We start from the raw sequence: 18,796 nt of genomic DNA, 5'->3' as shown, positions 1-18,796 counted from the left end.
AAGCCCAAGGCGCGGTGGCGCCCTGAAGCCACGGAAGGAGGAGAGCCATGACGCGCCCGAGATTGCTTGCGGCCTGGGCCACCTTGCCCTTGATCGTTGCAGCGTGTGGCGGGGGCTCGCCGGGTGAACCGGTGGCCGAAGGCTCCCAGGCGCCGCGGGAGGCGGGCGCTGCCCTCGCCGAAAACCTCTTCGGGCTGCGCGTGCTGTCCAGTCCGGCGCAGTACGTCTCGGGCGGCGATGCCCGCATCGAGCTGCGCGCGCCCCGGGCCCTGCACGACCAGATCGAGCTGTGGATCAACGGCAGGAAGACCGCGCAGCGCTTCGCCACCGACGGCGACCGCCTCGAAGGCGTGGTGAGCGGCCTGGCCAACGGCCAGAACCGGCTGGTGCTGCGGCAGGCGGGCAGCACAGCCGCGCTGGCGTCGCTCACGCTGGTCAACCACCCGATCACCGGACCGATGTTCTCCGGTCCGAAGCAGTACCCCTTCGTCTGCACCGTCAGCCAGGTCCGGCGCGAGCCGCTGGTCGACGCCCCCGCGCCGCCGGGCTTCCCGGTGTTCGATGCGAAGGGCAACAGGATTGGCTACAGCAAGGACTGCTCGATCGAGACCTTCACCCAGTACTGGTACCGCTCCACGGGCAACCGCTGGAGGCCGCTGCCGGCCAAGGGCCCCAGGCCCGCGGACATGAGCACCATCCCCCTGGCCGACGGCCGCAAGGTGGACTTCGTGGTGCGCCAGGAGCGCGGCACGATCAACCGCTTCGTCTACAGCTTCGCGATGCTCGCGGCGCGTGGCGAGAACCCGGCCAGCCCGGACACCCGGCTGTGGGACGGGCGCCTGGTGTACCTCTTCCAGGGCGGCGTGGGACTGGGCCACACCCAGGGCTGGATGCCCAACGACGCGCTGCAGCCGGACCTGCTGAGGCAGGGCCACGCCATCGTGGCCAGCAGCGGCAACAACACCCGCACCCACTACAACCTGCAGCTCGGCGCCGAGACGGCGCTGATGGTCAAGGAGCGCTTCATCGAGCGCTATGGCCGGCCGCTGTACACGGTGGGCTTCGGCGGCTCGGGCGGCGCGGTGCAGCAGTACATCCTCGCGCAGAACCAGCCCGGCATCCTGGACGCGCTGCTGCCGGAGCAGAGCTATCCGGACATGGTCACGCAGCTGATCCACGTTGGCGACTGCGAGCTGCTGGAGCACTACATGGACCTGACCGACCGCGACAACCCGCGCTGGTCCCAGGCCAAGGCGCGCTCGCTGCTGGTGGGCTTCAACGGCGAGCAGGACGTGCCCGATCCGATGAGCCGGCTCAAGCCGCGCCTGGGCCTGGCCGGCGCCAGCATGAGCCCCGGCGTCACCGAATGCGCTCGCTCCTGGCGGGGCCGCCAGGCGTGGCTCATGAACCCGCTGTTCGGCGGCACGCCCAAGCAGGAGCTCATGGAGCCGCCAGGCCTCATGGACAAGGTGCAGTGGACCCTCTACGACGATCTGCGCAACGTCCTCGGCGTCGACGCGGCGGGCCAGCCGCGCACCATCTGGGACAACGTCGGCGTGCAGTACGGCCTGCGCAGCCTCCAGCAGGGCGCGATCACGCCGCGGGAGTTCCTCGACCTCAACTGGAAGGTCGGCGGCTGGAAGCAGCCCAAGGAGATGGTGCAGGAAGGCTTCCCGGTGCTGGACGGGATCACGGCGGCGATGGTGTACGACGACCCGGCGCTGTTCGACCCGTGGAGCCGGCGCAACATGCGCCTGGGCTGGACCGCCGACAAGCCCGCGCCGCGCACCGTGGGCGACCCGGTTGCGATGCGCGCCGCGCACACCTCCGGCATGGTGTTCCACGGCCGCATGGCGCTGCCGACCATCGACTACCGCCAGTACCGGGAGCGCGAGCTCGACATGCATGACGTGCGCCAGAGCTTCGGGGTGCGCAAGCGCGTGCTCCGGGAACTGGGCACGACGGGGCACCTGGTGATCTGGATCACCGACACGCGCCCCGGCGTGCCGAGGGTGAGCCAGGGCCTGCGGGCGCTGGACGTGATGGACGAGTGGATGGCCAACATCCGCGCCCATCCGGAGCGGACCGTGGCGCAGAACCGCCCGGCGCGCGCGGTGGACAGCTGCTTCGACGCCCGCGGGCGCCTGATGTTCGCGGGCCCCGACGTCTGGAACGGCGTGATTGACGACAAGCCTCCGGGCGCCTGCACGCGCGCGTTCCCGCTGTTCGGCACCTCGCGCACCGTGGCCGGCGCGCCCTTCGAGGACGACGTCTTCCGCTGCGCGCTCAAGAGCGTGGACACCGCGGTGGCCGACGGCACCTACGCGCCGTGGAAACCCGATGCCGCCGCGGTCGCGAGGCTCAAGCGCACCTTCCCGCAGGGGGTTTGCGACTTCAGCAAGAAGGACCAGGCACGACCCTGAGCTGCGGCCGTCACGGGGCTGGCGGCGCGTCCGTCATCGGCAGGGCCCCAGGCGCTGGCGGCAGTGCTCGCGGCAGGCGTCGGCAAAGGCCTGCAGCGTGCGCCGGTAGAAGGGGATATGGGCGTGGCGCCACTCCGGGTGCCACTGCACGCCGTAGGCGAAGGCCCGGGCGGTGGCTACGCGCACACCCTCCACCAGCCCGTCCGGCGCCAGCGCCTCGGCCACCATGCCCTGGCCCAGCCGCTTGATGCCCTGGCCGTGCAGCGAGTTCACTCGCGCGCGCGTGCCGCCGGCCCAGTCCGCGAAGGCGCTGCCGGGCTCCAGGATCACCTCGTGCCGCTCGGCGAACTGCGCCTCCAGGTCCGCGTCCTGCGGCTCGCGGTGGTCCAGGTGCTCGGGCTCGGCATGCACCTGCTGGTAGAGGCTGCCGCCCAGCGCCACGTTCATCTCCTGCAGCCCGCGGCAGACACCGAACAGCGGCGTGCCGGCGGCCAGCGCGGAGGGCACCAGCGCCATGGTCAGCCGGTCGCGGCGCGGATCGAGCAGGTCCGTCTCCAGCGCCGACGCGCCGAAGTGCGTGGCCTCCACGTTCGAGGGCGAGCCCGTCAGCAGCACGCCGTCCACCAGCGGCAGCAGCTCCGGGATGTCGCCGGCGCCGGCCATCGGGAACAGCACCGGCTGCAGCCCCAGCTCGCAAACGGCCGCGGCGTAGCGGTCGGCCAGGACCGTGTAGCCACCCGGGTCGGACAGGTCGAGGTTGCGGTGACAGGCCGGCAGCCACACGAGGGGTTTGTGGGTGCTCATGCGGACGATGCTGCGTCCGGGCCCGTCGCCGCACGAGGGAGCGCCGCCGCGAGGCGATGTAGGACGGCGCCGACAGCGCGCGGGCCGCACCGACCCGCCGCAAGACGAACGATCAGGCCCCGCCCGCCCCGTGCCCGGCCAGCGCCAGCGCCACCGCAAGCCGTGCCCCCACCTCCGCGTTGTGCTTCACCAGCGCGATGTTGGCCGCCAGGCTGCGCCCGCCGGTGAGCGCCTTGATGCGCGCCAGCAGGAAGGGTGTCACCGCCTTGCCCGTGACGCCCTGCGCGTCGGCCTCGGCCAGCGCCTGTTCGATCAGCGCGTCGATCTCCTCCCGCGCCAGGGCCGCGTCCGCGGGCACCGGCACGCTCAGCACCACGCCGCCGGCCAGGCCCAGGTCCCACTTGGTGCGGATCAGCCGCGCCTGCGCCGCCGGGTCGTCCACGCGGCGGTCGGCCCTGAAGCCGCTGTCGCGCGTGTAGAAGGCGGCGAAGTTCTCCTGCCCGCAGGCCAGCACCGGCACGCCGTGCGTCTCCAGGTATTCCAGCGTCAGGCCGATGTCCAGGATCGACTTGGCCCCGGCGCACACCACCGCCACCGAAGTGCGCGCCAGCTCCTGCAGGTCGGCCGAGATGTCGAAGCTGCGCGCCGCGCCGCGGTGCACGCCGCCGATGCCGCCGGTCACGAACACCTCGATGCCCGCGAGCTGCGCGCAGATCATGGTGGCCGACACCGTGGTCGCGCCCAGCTCGCCGCTGGCCAGCACGGCCGGCAGGTCGCGGCGGCTGACCTTGTGGGCCTGGCCGGAGCGGCCCAGCAGCTCCAGTTCCTCGTCCGCCAGGCCGATGCGGATGCGGCCGTCCATCAGCGCGATGGTCGCGGGCTCCGCGCCCTGGGCCCGCACCACCGCCTCCACCTCGCGCGCCGTGCGCACGTTGTCCGGGTACGGCATGCCGTGGGCCACGATGGTCGATTCCAGCGCCACCAGCGGCCGTCCGGCGGCGCGGGCGGCGGCGACGGCCGGGCTGTAGCTGAGCCAGGAGCGGGCGGTGTCCATGTCCATCGTTGAGACGTCCTCGTTGCGGGGCGCCGCAGTGTGCCGCAGCGCCGCGGGCCGGCCGCCGCGGCAGCGCGGCGCGCGGGCGCGTTGGCTGCTCCACGGCCGGACGCACAATCCCACGGCTGTCCTGTACGGACGACGTTGGTACACGCATGAATGACGACACCCGCCACACGCCGGACCCGTACCCCCCGGCTCCGCCGGGCACGCCGCCCGCACCGGAGGCCGAGGCGCTGCGCCGCCGCGTGCAAGCGCTGGAGGCGGAGTGCGCGCGGCTGCGGCTGGCCTGCGAGACCGGGCGCCTGGGCTCCTGGGAGTTCGACCTGCGCCGCCAGGCGCTGCACGGCGACGCGCAGTACCTGCGCATCCTGGGCTTCGAGCCGCACGAGACGCCCTTGCCCGAGCAGGTGATCGCGCTGTTCGTGGCCAAGGACCAGCGCACCATCACCGAGGCCTTCACGCGCTGCTGCCGGGACGGCACGCCCTACGACCTGGTGCTGCAGCTCTCCGGCCGCCAGGGCGACGTGATGTGGACGCGCTCCGTCGGCAACGCCATGCGCGACGCGGCCGGGGACATCGTGCGGGTGCAAGGCATCTTCCAGGACATCACCGAGCACGTCGAAGCGGTGGAGGCGGCCCACCGGGTGGGGCGTCAGCTGGAAGCCACCTTCGAGCGCATGAGCGACGCCTTCTACCTGCTCGACCGCGACTGGCGTTTCCTCCACTTCAATGCCGCGGCCGAGCAGCTGCTCGGCCGCACGCGGGCCGAAGTGCTGGGGCGCACGGTGTGGGAGAGCTTCCCGGCCGTCGCCGGCTCCGACCTGGAGCGCGCCTACCGTGCCGCCGTCGCCGACGGCAGCTCGCGCCGCCTGGACTATCACTACCCGCCGCAGCAGCGCTGGTACGACATCACCGCCTATCCGACCGACGAGGGCCTGGCGGTGTACTTCCGCGACAACACGCAGCAGCACGTGCAGATGCAGAAGTGGCGGCTGCTGGCCGAGTCCATGCCCATCGTCGTCTGGACCGCGCGGCGCGACGGCACGCTGGACTACATCTCCTCGCTGCTGGAGCGCTACACCGGCGAGTCCATGGACAAGCTGCTTCCCGAGGGCTGGTTCGGCCTGGTGCATCCGGAGGACCGGCCGGCGTTGCTGGAAGCCTGGGACCGCGCCTGCGGCGCGCTGCAGGCTTTCGAGGTCGAGTACCGCGTGCGCCGCGCCGACGGCGCCTGGCGCTGGCACCTCGTGCGCGCGCTGCCGGTGGAGATCGACGCGGCCGGCACCATCGCCTGGTACGGCTCCTCCATCGACATCGACGACAACAAGCGGCTGGAGCAGGAGGCGCGTGCCCTGGCCAGGCGGCTCGGCGCCACGATGGAGAGCATCACCGACGGCATCTTCTCGCTCGATGCCCACTGGCGCCTCACCTACATGAACCGGCAGGCCGAGGCGTACCTGTCACGCCCGCGGGCGGAGCTGCTGGGCCGCAGCATCTGGGAGGCCTTTCCCGAGGCGGCGGGCTCGCGCTTCCAGCGCGAGTACGAGCATGCCCTGGCCACCGGCACCGTGGTGCGCTTCGAGCAGCGCTACGAGCCGCTGGACCGGCTGTTCGAGGTCACGGCCTACCCGTCGGAGGAGGGCGGCCTCACGGTGTACTTCCGCGACGTCACCGAGCGCGAGCAGGCGCAGCGCGAGCGCGCCGCGCGGCAGGCCGCGGAGCAGGCCAGCGAGGCCAAGAGCCGCTTCCTCGCCCGCATCAGCCACGAGCTGCGCACGCCGCTCAACGCCATCCTGGGCTTCGCGCAGATGATGGCCATGGACGCCGAGGCGCCGCTGGCCGGCACGCAGGCCGAGCGGCTGCACAAGGTGCGCAGCGCCAGCGAGCACCTGCTGGCGATGATCAACGAGATCCTGGACCTGGCCGGCATCGAGGCCGGCAGCACGGCGCTCGCGCTGGAGCCGGTGGCGCTGCACGAAGTGGTGCGGCGCAGCCTCCACGGCGTGGAGCCCCAGGCCGCGGCGGCCGGCGTGCGGCTGCTCGACGAGGTGGCGGCCGACGCGCCGGCCGTGCGGGCCGACCGGCTGCGCCTGCACCAGGTGCTGCTGAACCTGGTGTCCAACGCCGTCAAGTACAACGCGCGCGGTGGCTGGGTGCGGCTGTCCTTGCGCACCACGCCCGGCCGGGTGCAGCTCGACGTGGAGGACTCCGGCCGCGGCCTCAGCGACGACCAGCTCGCGCACCTGTTCCAGCCCTTCAACCGGCTCGGCGCCGAGCGCACCGACGTCGAGGGCGCGGGCCTGGGGCTGGTGATCGCCAGGGGACTGGCGCAGCTCATGCACGGCGAGCTGCACGCGGCGCGGCGCGAAGGCGGCGGCAGCATGTTCACGCTGGAGCTGCCCGCGGCCGGCGACACCGCGCGGCCCGCCGCCGCGCCGCCGTCGCTGGAGCCGGCCGCGCCGGCGGCCGAGGCGCCGGCCGTCGATTCCACGGTGCTCTACATCGAGGACGACCCGGTGAACGCGCTGCTGGTGCGGCACATCCTGGAACTGCGCCCGGGCTGCACGCTGCACGAGGCCGTGGACGGCCACAGCGGCCTGGCACTGGCGCGCCAGCTGCAGCCCGACCTGGTGCTCACCGACCTGAACCTGCCCGACATGACGGGCTACGAGGTGCTGCGGCAGCTGCAGGCCGACGCCGCGACCCGCCACTTGCGCTGCATCGCCGTGTCCGCCGACGCGATGCCCGAGAACGTGCGGCGCGCCCGCACGGCGGGCTTCATGGACTTCTGGACCAAGCCGCTGGACGTGTCGGAGTTCCTGCGGCGGCTGGATGGGCTGCTGGGCGACAGGCGGTGAGGCCGGCGCTCCTCACCGCATCTGGAACAGCTCCTGGTGGAACCGCCGCGCCGGCAGCCCGTGCGCCAGCAGATCCTTGCGCAGCGCCTGCCCGAAGGCGGGCGGGCCGCAGAACCACATGCTCGCCTCGCGCCACTCCGGCACCGCGGCGCGCAGGCGCTCGCCGTCGAGGCGGCCGTCGCGCTGGTCCACCAGCACGTGCAGCCGCACGCCCGCGGCGCGCGCATCGGCCTGCAGCTTCTCGATGGCGGCCGGCTCGTACACCACCGTGGGATGGAACAGGTCGATCTCCACGCGCTGCCCTTGCGCCGCCAGCTGCTTCATGCGCGCGACGAAGGGCGTGATGCCGATGCCCGCGCCGATCCAGACCTGCCGCGGCAACGCGTCCTCGAAATCGAAGCAGCCGTAGGGGCCCTCCACCGTGACCGGCATGCCCACCTTCAGCCGCTCGTGCAGCCGCCCGGTGTGGTCGCCCAGCGCCTTGGTGATGAAGGTGATGTGCCGCTCCTGCGGGTCCCAGGCCGAGGCGATGGTGTAGGGGTGTGCGCCCTCGCGCGGGTCGGAGGTCGCGAAGGCGAACTGCCCGGCCGCGTGGCCCGGCCAGCCGGGCTGCAGCGCCACGCGCGACTCCAGCACGCGCAGCGCCGGGTGGTAGCTCAGCGCGTCGATGACGCCCGCCACCTTGCGCCCAGCCCCCACGCGCCCGGCCAGCACCAGCACCGCGGCCACGGTGCCGCCCAGCAGCAGCGCCGCCACCAGCCAGCCCACCGGCTGGCGCCAGTACGTGAACTTCACCAGCACCAGCGCGTGGTAGGCGAACACCAGGTACGCCACGGCCAGCCACTTGTGCGTCTTGCGGAACAGGTGGTAGGGGAAGCGCTTGACCAGCGCCAGCACCATCAGCAGCGCGGCGGCGTAGAAGGCCCATTCGCCCAGCTGCTCCGCCAGGCCGCGCTGGCTGCGCAGCCAGCCCTCGATGGCGCCGAGCTGGGACGGGTCCGGGCGCGGACCGCGCGGCGGGCGCACCAGCCAGCCCCAGCCGACCATCCATTTGGTCCCTTGCCCCATCCACCAGTGCAGCACCGAGGCCACCAGCGCCGTGATGCCCAGCCACTTGTGCAGGCGGTAGAGCTTGTCCAGCCCGTCCAGGTGCGGCTCCAGCCACTTCGGCCGCAGGGCCAGCAGCATCGCCACGCTCATCGCGCCGATGGCGATCACGCCGCTGAGCTGCATGAAGACGGTGCGCAACGGGAAGTAGCCGAAGGGTTGCGGCCACAGCGAGTCGGCCAGCAGCCACGCCGCGGCCAGCACCGCCAGGATGGCGGCCAGTGAGACTTTGATGCGGTTCATCACGTCAGGGTGTCATGCCGCGCGGGCGGCGTGGCGAGCCCCGCCGCGCCAGCCTCAGAACAGGTCCACCTCGCCGCGGTGCATGCGCTCCTCGGGCATGCCCGACTGGGCCATGCCCGTCGGGCCCACCACGCGGTTGCGGCCGGTGGACTTGGCCTGGTAGAGCGCGCGGTCGGCGCGGTCCACGGCGTCGGCAGGGGTGTCGGTGTCGCGCAGCACCGTGAAGCCGATGCTCAGCGTGACGCGGCCGACCTGCGGAAACTCGAAGCGCTCCACCGCGGCGCGCAGCCGTTGCAGCGCCGCGCTCGCGCCGTTCTCGTCGGGCGCGTTCAGCAGCACCACGAACTCCTCGCCGCCGAAGCGGAAGAGCCGGTCGCCGCTGCGAAAGCACGACCGCATGATCCCCGCCAGCAGCAGCAGCACCTCGTCGCCGATGAGGTGGCCGAAGCTGTCGTTGACGTGCTTGAAGTGGTCGATGTCCAGGATCGCCAGCCAGTGGAGCGCGGCGCCAGGGCTGCGCGGGTCGCCGCGCCGGGCGGGCGGGCCGGGCGGCTGCAGCAGCGCCTGCATTACCGCGTCGTCGAAGGTCTTGCGGTTGAGCAGCCCGGTGAGCGCGTCGCGCTCGCCGTAGTCCAGCAGCGCCAGGAAGTTGCCGTAGAGCTGCAGCACCGCTTCCACGGTGCGGCCGGTGATCTGGCCTGCCAGCGGCGGGCCGTGCAGCTCCAGCACCGCCACGGCCTGCCCGTTGGCCAGCAGCGGGAACAGGGTCACCATGGGCGTGCCCGGCAGCTCCAGGGGTTCGCGGCCGGTCAGGCACTGCAGCCAGTCGGGGCGGCTGGACAGCAAGGGCAGCTGCTCGAAGTCCGGCGGGCGCCGGAAGCGCGGACCGCAGTCGCCGCGGCTCACGCAGGTCAGCCAGCGGGCATGGGGCGGCTCGCCCACGCAGCGGTGCAGCGCCAGCATCTGCGGCTGCAGCAACTGCAGCAGCGTGTCGGCCAGCATCGCGTCGGTCTGCTCGCGATCGCGGTGGCGCGTGAGCTCAGCCAGGCGGCTCACCAGAGAAGGCATGTCCCATCCATCGCGTGTTCAGCCTGCGGTTGCATTCACCATTGGTATCGGATCGGGTACTTCAGGGACCTCGCGTCCGATTGTCCGCATGCAGCCACGGCCTCCACGCGGTGGCTGCGGGCCATCTGCGAACGGAACGCGGCATATTGCACGCGCCATCCCGGCCCGTTGCGGCCCCGTGCAGCCGCCGCCGGCCGGGCGGGTGAGGGCGCCGGCCCGTCGTTGACGAGGAATCCAGTCGGAACACTGCCCAGCAAGCTTGCTCCGCACGGCGCATAACTTGCCCTGGAGCATGATCACGCTCCATGAGCGATCTCCACGCACGGCAGGACTCCGCCATGGCGTCCCTGGCCGGGGCGGTTTCCCCGGCGGTTCCGCGGCTGCGGCTCAAGACGCTGCTGCTGGCACTGTTGCTGGCCGTGCTGCTGCCCTCGCTGGGCATCGGCGGCTACGCCACGTGGAGCGCCGTGCGCGCGGGCCAGGCCGCCGCCGAGGCGCGGCTGGCCGACACGGCGGCCGCCCTGGCGCTGGCGGTGGACCGCGAGATCGCCGGCTACCGCAGCGCGGCGTCCGCGCTGGCCACCTCGCGCAGCCTGGACGGCCCGCAGGCCGACCTGGCCGCCTTCGACGCGCAGGCGCGCCGCGTTGCCGACGCACTGGGCACTTCGATGCTGCTGGTCGAGGCCGCGACGATGCGCCAGGTGGTCAACACGGCGCTGCCCCAGGGGGCCACGGTCAACCTCGTACCGGCGGCCGACTACCGGCCCGCGGTGCTCACGCGCCAGCCGCTCGTCACCCCCCTCGTGCGCGGCACGGTGTCGGGCCGCCTGGTTGTCGGCGTGGCCGTGCCCGTGGTGCGGGAGGGGCGCGTCCCCTACGTGCTGGCGGTGCGGCTCGCCCCCGAGCGGCTGCGGGCGCTGCTGGCCACCCATGCGTTGCCGCCGGGAAGCTTCGCTTCCATCACGGACGCGCACCAAGTGCTGGTGGCGCGCTCGGACGCGCTGCATGACCAGCTTTCCGGCCAGCAGGCGCCGGCCAGCGTGCGGGCGCAGTACGCGGGGCGCGATGCGGGCCTGTTCCGCGCCCGCACGCTGGACGGCCTGGAGCGCGTGATCGCGTTCCAGAGCATTCCCGCCGCCGAAGGGTGGCGCGTGTTCGTGGCCGAGCCCGTGTCCGGCCACGCCGCGGCCTGGCGCGCCCCGCTGCTGGCACTGGCCGCCGGCGGCGCGGCGCTGGTGGTGCTCGCCGGCCTGCTGGCCGTGCTGGCCGCGCGCAAGGTGCTGCGCCCGGTGCGCGAGCTGGGCCGGCATGCCCTGGCGCTGGCGGACGGCCGCACCGGCGCGTCGGCCGCCGCGCTGGCGCCGGCCGCCATCCGGGAGCTGGAGCAGCTGCGCCGGGGCCTGGCGCAGGCCGAGGCCGCGATCGAGGCCCGCAGCCGCTCCCTGGCGGAGCTCAGCGCCACGCTGGACCTGGCGGCGGCCTTCGTCCGCGACCCCGACGGCACCATCCGCTACTGGTCCCGGGGCTGCGAGGCGCTCTACGGCTGGACGGCGCAGGAGGCCGTGGGCCGCAGCGCCCAGGCGCTGCTGCGCACGGTGTTCCCGGAGTCCCTGCAGGCGGTGGAGCTGGCGCTGGAGCGCGAGGGCCGCTGGGCCGGGGACCTGCGCCACACCACCCGAGACGGGCGCGAGCTGGTGGTCGCGGTGCGCAAGGCGCTGCGCCGCGACGGCCAGGGCCGGCCCCTGTCGGTGGTGGAGGCCGTGACGGACGTGACCGCGGCCCGCCAAGCCGAGGCCGCGCTGGAGCGCAGCAACGAGGAAGCCCGCACCGCCGCCGAGCGGCTGCAGCTGGCCCTGGCGGCCGGCGCCATCATCGGGACCTGGATGTGGGACCTGCCCAGCGGAGCGATCACGGTGGACGAGCGCTTCGCACAGAGCTTTGGCATCGACCCGGTGCTCGGCCGCACGGGGCTGTCGATGGAGCAGGTGGTCGCGACCGTGCATCCCGAGGACCTGCCCGAGCTGCGCGTGGCCATGGCCGAGGCCATCGTGCGGGGCGGCCCCTACAGCCACGAATACCGCGTGCGCGGGCGCGACGGCGTCTACCGCTGGATCGAGGCCAACGGCCGCGTGGAGCTGGCCGCGGACGGCACGCCGCTGCGCTTCCCCGGCGTGCTGCTGGACGTCGAACGGCGCCGGGCGCTGGAGGCCGAGCGCGACCAGGCGACGCGGCTGCTGCGCGCCTTCGCCGACGCGGTGCCCGGCGTGGTCTACGCCAAGGACCGCGAGGGGCGCATGCTGGTGGCCAACCGCGGGGCGGCCGAGCTCATCGGCAAGCCGCCGGAGCTATTTCTTGGCAAGACGGACCGGGAGTTCCTGGACGACCCGGCGCAGGCCGAGACCGTCATGGACAACGACCGCCGCATCATGGACAGCGGCGCGGCCGAGCAGGTGGAGGAGACGGTGAACCGCCCGGGCGGCGAGCCGGCGGTGTGGCTGTCCACGAAGGGGCCGTTCCGCGACGCCCAGGGGCGGGTGATCGGCATCATCGGCGCCTCCATCGACATCACGGCGCGCAAGGCGGCCGAAGCGGCGCTGGCCGGGCTCAACGCCACGCTGGAGCAGCAGGTGCGCCAGCGCACGGCCGAGCTCGAAGGCATCCTCGACGAGCGCAAGGCACTGGAGGAGGTGCTGCGCCGCCGTACCAGCCAAGCCGAGGCCGCCAGCCAGGCCAAGAGCGCCTTCCTGGCGCACATGAGCCACGAGTTCCGCACGCCGCTGAACGCTGTCATCGGGCTGAGCCAGCTGCTGCAGCGGCGCGAGCTGCCGCAGGACGTGGGCCGCTTCGTGGGCCACATCCACGACGCCGGCGAGCAGCTGCTGGCGCTGGTGAGCGACGTGCTCGACCTCTCGCGCATCGAGTCCGGCGAGATGGTGCTGGAGGCGGTGCCATTCGAGCCGCAGGCGCTGCTGGACACGGTGCTGGCGCTGGTGCGGCCCCAGGCCGACGCCAAGGCGCTGGCCCTGGCGGCCGAGGTGCAGGCGCCGTTGCCCGAGCGCCTGGTGGGCGATCCGATGCGGCTGCGCCAGGTGTTGCTGAACCTGCTGTCCAACGCGGTGAAGTTCACCGCCCAGGGCAGCGTCACCCTGCGCGTGCACCCGCTGCCGCTCGACGACGCCTGCGTGCTGCTGCGCCTGGAGGTGGCGGACAGCGGCATCGGCATCGACCCGGCGCAGCAGCAACGCATCTTCGAGCCCTTCACGCAGGCCGACGGCTCCATCACGCGGCGCTTCGGCGGCACGGGGCTGGGGCTGTCCATCGTGCGCCACCTGGTGGACATGATGGGCGGCACGCTGTCGCTGCACAGCGAGCCCGGCCAGGGCAGCGTCTTCAGTGTGGCGCTGCCCCTGCGCCGCGGCTGAGCCCGCCGGCCAGCGGCGCCCGGCATCGCCAAGGCCCGCCAAAGGCCTTTTGCACAATGGCCCGATGAGCCTCACTCCCGCCCCCGCATCGGTCCGATCCCGCGCCCGCCCCGCTCCCGAAACCGTCGTGCTCCTGGCCGGCGTGTGCGCCGCGCTGCACGTGGGCAAGCTGCCGCCGGCGATTCCCGCGCTGCAGTCGGCGCTGGGGCTGACGCTGGTGCAGGCGGGCTTCCTGTTGTCGCTGGTGCAGCTGGCCGGCATGGCCGCGGGCTGCATCTTCGGCGCGCTGGCCGACGGCCTGGGGCTGCGGCGCAGCATGGCGCTGGGGCTGGGCCTGCTGGCGCTGGCCAGCGCGCTGGGGGCGCTGGTGGACGGGGCCGTGGCGCTGCTGGCGCTGCGGGCCGTCGAAGGGTTGGGATTCCTGCTGGCGGTGCTGCCCGGGCCCGGGCTGCTGCGCCAGCTGGTGCCGCCGCAGCGCGTGAACGCGGTGCTGGGCCTGTGGGGCACCTACATGCCGCTGGGCACGGCGCTGGCGCTGCTGAGCGGGCCGCCGCTCATCGCCGCGCTGGGCTGGCGCGGCTGGTGGCTCGTGGTGGCGGCGGCCTCGGCGGCGATGGCCTGGGCGCTCACGCGGGCCGTCCCGGCGGCGGCGCCGGCGGGGCCGTCCGCCGGCTTGCAGGCGCTGTGGGGCCGGCTGCGGCACACGCTCGGCAGCGCCGGGCCGTGGCTGGTGGCAGGGACCTTCGCAGCCTATTCGAGCCAGTGGCTGGCGGTGATCGGCTTCCTGCCGGCGATCTACGCGCACTCCGGCGTGCCGGCGGGGCTGGCCGGCGTGCTCACGGCGCTGGTCGCGGCGGTGAACATGGTCGGCAACATCTCCTCGGGCCGGGCGCTGCAGCGCGGCGTGGGGCCCACGCGGCTGCTGGTGCTGGGCTTCGTGGTGATGGCGCTGGCGGCCGTGGCCGCCTTCGCCGGGCCCGCCGACACCGGCCTGCCGCCGACCTTGCGCTACGTGGCGGTGCTGCTGTTCTCGATGGTGGGCGGGGTGATCCCGGCGGCCCTGTTCTCGCTGGCGGTGCGGCTGGCACCCGGCGAGCAGGCCGTCTCCACCACGGTGGGCTGGGTGCAGCAGTGGTCGGCGCTGGGCCAGTTCGCCGGGCCGCCGCTGGTGTCCTGGCTGGCGACCCGGGTAGGCGGCTGGCACTGGACCTGGGCCGCCACCGGCGCGCTGGCTTCGGCGGGGCTGGTGCTGGCGTGGCGCCTGGCGCGGCGGCTGTGAGCGCCGCGCCACGGCAGGCCAGGCTTGCGCCGCCCGGCCTGCGGACGGCTTACACCGGCTGGTCCTGGTTCACCAGGATCCAGACCTTGGGCGCGATCGGCCCGCGGTCGCCCAGGGTGTACTCGAAGGACACGCGCATGCCCTGGCGCAGCTTCTGCGCGTCGCCCGGCGGCAGCGAGCTGAAGGGGAAGAAGATATTGTCCCCGCCGGCATCGGGTGTGATGAAGCCGTAGGTTTCTTTGAGATTGGCAATACGGCCGTACTGGATGGAACCAATCTCCGGCTGCACTGCAGGCGCGGCGCTGGCCACCGGCGCGGGCGCGGGCGTGGGAATGGGCGAGAAAGCCGGCGTGAACGCGGGCGAGAAAGTCGGCGCGGGCCGATATTCCGGGCGGTGGAACAGGGCGTTCACGAGCGGGCTGTTTTCATGGGCCGGATCGTCGATGACCTCGTCCATGCGCACCGGGTAGGTGACCTCGTTGAGCAGCATCTGCGAGGTGCGGGTTTCGCGCAGGATGCCGTTGTTGTCGGTGAAGGAGAAATCCCAGCCCAGCACCATCACGCGCGTGCCCAGGGTGTTGAGCTTGCGCACCAGCGGCAGGAAGTCGCCGTCGGCCGCGATCAGCGCCAGCACGTCGAAGCGCTTGTAGATCGCCATCTCGAAGGCTTCCAGCGCCAGCCAGACGTCGATGCCCTTCTCGCCGTCGCGGCCCTTGGGCAGGAAGTGGGTGGTGACGCCCTCGTACATCAGCACGTCCTCGAAGGAGCGCTCCTGGTACAGGATGTCGCGCTCCTCCGCCTCGCGGGCCTTGAATCGGCCCTTGAAATAATGGGCGTCAACGATCTGCGTGAACTTAATGTCGGTTTCTTCTTCGCGGGCCACGCGGGACCGGATGAAATTGTGCAGGCCCTCGATACTGATCCTGGCGCGGCGTGGGTGCGAATTGGAGTAGAAGTTGCTGACACGGCGGAAATAGTTTCCGTCGTAGAAGATGCCGATGCGCGAGAGTTTCTGATGGTTCGGAAACATGAAGAAAGTTAATTGGAAAACGGTGAAGGGTTTTAAAGAACCCGCGCCCTTGGGGTTGGGGCTGCGACCGGGAGGCGCATTGTGCGCCAAGTACCGCGAGGAGGCGCAGCCGCCATGTCGCAAATTTTGCTGTGGCGGTCCTTGGCGCAGGGGCGTGCGTGGCCGCCGCCCGGTTTCGGGCGGCGGCTGCGGCAGCCGGACGACGCAGTCGTACGGGATGCGCCGCAGGCGCTTCAGGCCGCCGCAGCCAGCATCCGCGCCGCACCGCGCGGCGGCCCGGCATGGCGGTGCGGCGCCTCGCCCCGCCGCGAGGCTTCGTCCGCGCTGTCGAGCGCCTGCTCGATGCGGCGCGTGGCGTCGGGCAGTGCCAGGTCGGCGAGGTCGGCATCGACCACCGCCCGCAGCGTCTTCTTGAGCGCCGGGCTGAGCTGGCGCATGAGCTCGCTGAGGAAGGGGCAGGCGGCGCACAGCACCACGCGGTCGAAGCGGTGCTCGGACAGCTCGCGCTCGAAGCGGCGCGCCACCACGGCGGCGAACTGGCGCATGCGCCGGCGCAGCGGGTCCAGCGGCCCGGCGGGCGCGCGCTCCACGCGCAGCTCGCCTTCCTCGAAGACGACCCGGTTCATCCGGGGGCGGCGGGGTTCGGCCGGGGGCAGGTTCGCGGTGCGCAGCACGGTGTCGAGCACCACCAAGTCGGCGTCCTCGGCCGAGCGCGTCAGCAGCCGGGCCTCGCTGGCGTTGGCAATCAGGATCAGGTCGGTATTCATCGTGGTTTCACCATCCTGATCGGTATGTGCAAGGCGCTTGCCAGCCTTTCAACCGTGGGTGCGCCCTTACTTCCACCGGCTGGGACGCTTCTGCCTCCCCGCGCGCCGTCCCTGCGCGGGTAGCGCCTTTGCATTCGTTGCTGCAGTCCACGGCACGGCGTGCACGTGGCTGCGGTTCAACCTGTGCCGGGATGGAGCATCCCTGGCACAAGCTGCGCCAGGGGGCGCGCCGCCCCCTGCCTGGCACAGCCCCGGCCTCAGGCGATCTTCACGTACTCGTAGTCCACCGGCTGCTTGTTGATGCCCAGCCGCGGCGGGGCGATCCAGCTGGCGTACTCGCCGGCGGCGTGGCGGGGCAACATCAGCGAGGCGATGAACTGCAGGTCCTCGGCATTGGGCAGCCACTCGTCCTTCTGCGCGGCCCACATCTCCGCACCGATCACCTCGCCGGCGGGGCTGACGGGCTGGCCGGCGAACTCGCCGATGCGGCGGTTGAAGCCCTTGTGCGGCTGCGCGAGGCGGAAGTCGATGCCGGCCTTCTCGATGATCTTGTTCCAGCGGTCGATGCCGCCCTGGCAGTCCGCGATGTAGTCGTCGAGCAGCCGGCTGTTGATGGCGCGCAGCGCAGGGACCTGCTCGGTGACGATCTCGCCGTCCACCACGCGCATCACCGGGTAGGTGGCGTCCTGCAGCTGGTGGTCGTCGCCGATCTGCGTTTCGTTGAAGCGGCCCTTGAGCCCGGCGCTGAACGCCTCGGCGGCGTTGCTGGAGATTTCCGAGCCGAACAGGTCGCGCGTCACCGACATGTGGAAGTTGGCCTTGCGCTGCAGCAGCGGCAGGTCCACCACGCCGAGCTGGCGGATGGCCTCGGTGTCGTACGGGTCGGTGATGCCGGCCTTCTTCATCGCGGCGCAGGTGGCCTCGATGGTGCGGCCCACGCCGGTCTCGCCGACGAAGAGGTGGTGCGCCTCCTCGGTGAGCATGAAGCGGCAGCTGCGCGAAAGCGGGTCGAAGCCGCTCTCGGCCAGCGCGGCGAGCTGCATCTTTCCGTCGCGGTCGGTGAAGTAGGTGAACATGAAGAAGGACAGCCAATCCGGCGTCTTCTCGTTGAAGGCGCCCAGGATGCGCGGGTTGTCCTGCTGCCCGCTGCGGCGCTCCAGCAGCGCCTGCGCCTCGTCGCGGCCGTCGCGGCCGAAGTGCTTCACCAGCAAATACACCATGGCCCACAGGTGGCGCCCCTCCTCGACGTTGACCTGGAACAGGTTGCGCATGTCGTAGAGGGACGGCGCCGTGGCGCCCAGGTAGCGCTGCTGCTCCACGGAGGCGGGCTCGGTGTCGGCCTGCACGACGATGAGGCGGCGCAGCAGCGAGCGGTACTCGCCCGGCACTTCCTGCCAGGCGGGCTGGCCCTTGTGGCGTCCGCAGGGGATGGTGCGGCCCTCCACCTTGGGCGCGAGCAGGATGCCCCAGCGGTACTCGGGCATCTTCACGTAGCCGAACTTGGCCCAGCCGGCCGGGTCCACGCCCACGGCGGTGCGCAGGTAGACGTCGGCCTCCTGGAAGCCCTCGGGCCCCATCTCCTTCCACCAGTCGACGTAGTTGGGCTGCCACGCCTCCAGCGCGCGCTGCAGCTGCCGGTCCGAGGCCAGGTCGACGTTGTTCGGGATGAGGTCGGTGTAGTTCACCTCCACGAAGGCGTCGCTGCGGACGGACTCGGGGGTTTCGACCAGGGTGTCGGTGCTCATGGGACGTCTCCGGTGTAGTGGTGTGCCAGGCAGAACAGTGCATGTTCTCTCGGCGACATGAAGTATTCTGCGTATGTGGCAATGCTCTTTGATCTGTATCAGCGTTTCCTATGGGGCAACGGGGCTGGTCTTGCCGGCGCCGTTGCTGAGTGCAGTGTTTTGTACTGCACTAAAATGCATATTGGCGGCCGTGGCTTGACGTAAGCCAAGTGGTGAGCTGACTGCTGGCTTCGGTGTCCAACGGTTTGCCACTGGGACGCTGCGGTGTGCGTGGGACAGGCCGCCACCCGGACGCCTGTAGAAATTTGTCCATCCCGCGCTTGCACACTCCCCCGTGAGTGCGTATACTTCGATCCCTCGCAAACGAGCTTGAGTTTGCAAAACCGGCCCAGAAGCCGGTGGCGCGAAAAACAAGCGAGTTTTTGACCCCCGAAGTCTTGAATTCGGTGCGGTCGGTCTCAATAGAGGCCGGCAGCTCGGCCAAGGTTGCTGGCGGGTTGATCCAGAGGCTGCGCGTGGAATTGGCGTGGCGTTCAGAGCGAAGCCGGCAAAGTTGCTGCAAATCTGTCGCAAGACGATCGCAAAATACCCCGGCAGTTGACTAGGGTTTACCCTTATGTCAGAATTCGATTCTTCGCTGAACGACACAGCGAAACGCGAAGCAGGTTGCTGCGGCGCAGTTTGAACCAAAGGTCGAAGCTCTTTAAAAACATACAGCCGATAAGCGTGGGCGTTCGCAACGGTGACTGAGGTGTCTCAGGGTCGCAAGACCTGAGGTTCTTCGGAGCCTCGAACGCTCGATGCAGAAGTTGAAGTTTTCTTCAATTTCCTTTGAGCAGTAATATTCAAGATCGAACTGAAGAGTTTGATCCTGGCTCAGATTGAACGCTGGCGGCATGCCTTACACATGCAAGTCGAACGGCAGCACGGGAGCAATCCTGGTGGCGAGTGGCGAACGGGTGAGTAACGCATCGGAACGTGCCCAGTCGTGGG

At 71.6% G+C, this 18,796-nt stretch carries 11 protein-coding genes; 4 read left to right on the top strand and 7 right to left on the bottom strand.

Translation table 11 applies throughout. The features are described 5' to 3' along the window. The first annotated feature begins 47 nt into the window (after positions 1-47). Positions 48-2,423 carry a DUF6351 family protein gene (locus tag H537_RS0129410; RefSeq protein ID WP_051243557.1) on the top strand — a complete coding sequence of 792 codons (2,376 nt, stop codon included), beginning with the start codon at positions 48-50 and terminating at the stop codon, positions 2,421-2,423. A gap of 33 nt (positions 2,424-2,456) precedes the next feature. Here H537_RS0129410 and H537_RS0129405 read toward each other — a convergent pair whose 3' ends face one another. Together H537_RS0129405 and H537_RS0129400 are read right to left on the bottom strand one after the other, a co-directional pair. Next, positions 2,457-3,227 carry a gamma-glutamyl-gamma-aminobutyrate hydrolase family protein gene (locus H537_RS0129405; RefSeq protein WP_043460589.1) on the bottom strand — a complete coding sequence of 257 codons (771 nt, stop codon included), beginning with the start codon at positions 3,225-3,227 and terminating at the stop codon, positions 2,457-2,459. A 112-nt stretch (positions 3,228-3,339) separates the two neighbouring features. Then, a complete protein-coding gene (locus tag H537_RS0129400; RefSeq protein ID WP_029000721.1) occupies positions 3,340-4,287 on the bottom strand; it encodes a pseudouridine-5'-phosphate glycosidase in 948 nt (315 codons plus the stop codon). 149 nt (positions 4,288-4,436) lie between these two features. Here H537_RS0129400 and H537_RS49845 point away from each other — a divergent pair, with 149 nt between their 5' ends. Then, positions 4,437-7,142, top strand: a complete 2,706-nt coding sequence (locus H537_RS49845; protein WP_051243555.1) for a PAS domain-containing hybrid sensor histidine kinase/response regulator — start codon at positions 4,437-4,439, stop codon at positions 7,140-7,142. 12 nt (positions 7,143-7,154) lie between these two features. On the opposite strand, the gene H537_RS0129390 is transcribed toward H537_RS49845, so the two are convergent. Together H537_RS0129390 and H537_RS0129385 are read right to left on the bottom strand one after the other, a co-directional pair. Continuing rightward, on the bottom strand, positions 7,155-8,492 hold the full coding sequence (locus H537_RS0129390) for a ferredoxin reductase family protein (RefSeq protein ID WP_029000720.1): 1,338 nt from the start codon (positions 8,490-8,492) through the stop codon (positions 7,155-7,157). Positions 8,493-8,546: 54 nt separating this feature from the next. Further along, positions 8,547-9,560: a GGDEF domain-containing protein gene (locus H537_RS0129385; RefSeq protein WP_029000719.1), complete on the bottom strand. Its 1,014-nt coding sequence runs from the start codon at positions 9,558-9,560 to the stop codon at positions 8,547-8,549. A gap of 305 nt (positions 9,561-9,865) precedes the next feature. On the opposite strand from H537_RS0129385, the gene H537_RS49840 reads away from it, so the two are divergent. Both H537_RS49840 and H537_RS0129375 read left to right on the top strand, forming a co-directional pair. Further along, a complete protein-coding gene (locus H537_RS49840) occupies positions 9,866-12,982 on the top strand; it encodes a PAS domain-containing protein (protein WP_156902001.1) in 3,117 nt (1,038 codons plus the stop codon). A 64-nt stretch (positions 12,983-13,046) separates the two neighbouring features. Beyond that, entirely contained in the window at positions 13,047-14,261 is a 1,215-nt protein-coding gene (locus tag H537_RS0129375; protein ID WP_029000718.1) for an MFS transporter, read from the top strand. A 49-nt stretch (positions 14,262-14,310) separates the two neighbouring features. Here the strand turns inward: H537_RS0129375 and H537_RS0129370 are convergent, their stop codons facing one another. The 3 genes from H537_RS0129370 to boxB form a co-directional block, all read right to left on the bottom strand. Continuing rightward, entirely contained in the window at positions 14,311-15,291 is a 981-nt protein-coding gene (locus H537_RS0129370) for an NYN domain-containing protein (RefSeq protein WP_029000717.1), read from the bottom strand. Between the two features lie 233 nt (positions 15,292-15,524). Then, positions 15,525-16,058, bottom strand: coding sequence for a host attachment protein (locus H537_RS0129365; protein ID WP_029000716.1), 534 nt, complete (start codon positions 16,056-16,058; stop codon positions 15,525-15,527). A 257-nt stretch (positions 16,059-16,315) separates the two neighbouring features. After that, positions 16,316-17,803, bottom strand: coding sequence for a benzoyl-CoA 2,3-epoxidase subunit BoxB (gene boxB / locus H537_RS0129360; RefSeq protein ID WP_051243549.1), 1,488 nt, complete (start codon positions 17,801-17,803; stop codon positions 16,316-16,318). Positions 17,804-18,796 lie beyond the last annotated feature (993 nt).

It is taken from the genome of Azohydromonas australica DSM 1124, from assembly GCF_000430725.1.
Classification (GTDB): domain Bacteria; phylum Pseudomonadota; class Gammaproteobacteria; order Burkholderiales; family Burkholderiaceae_C; genus Azohydromonas; species Azohydromonas australica.
This window is presented reverse-complemented; position numbering and strand designations above follow the sequence as displayed.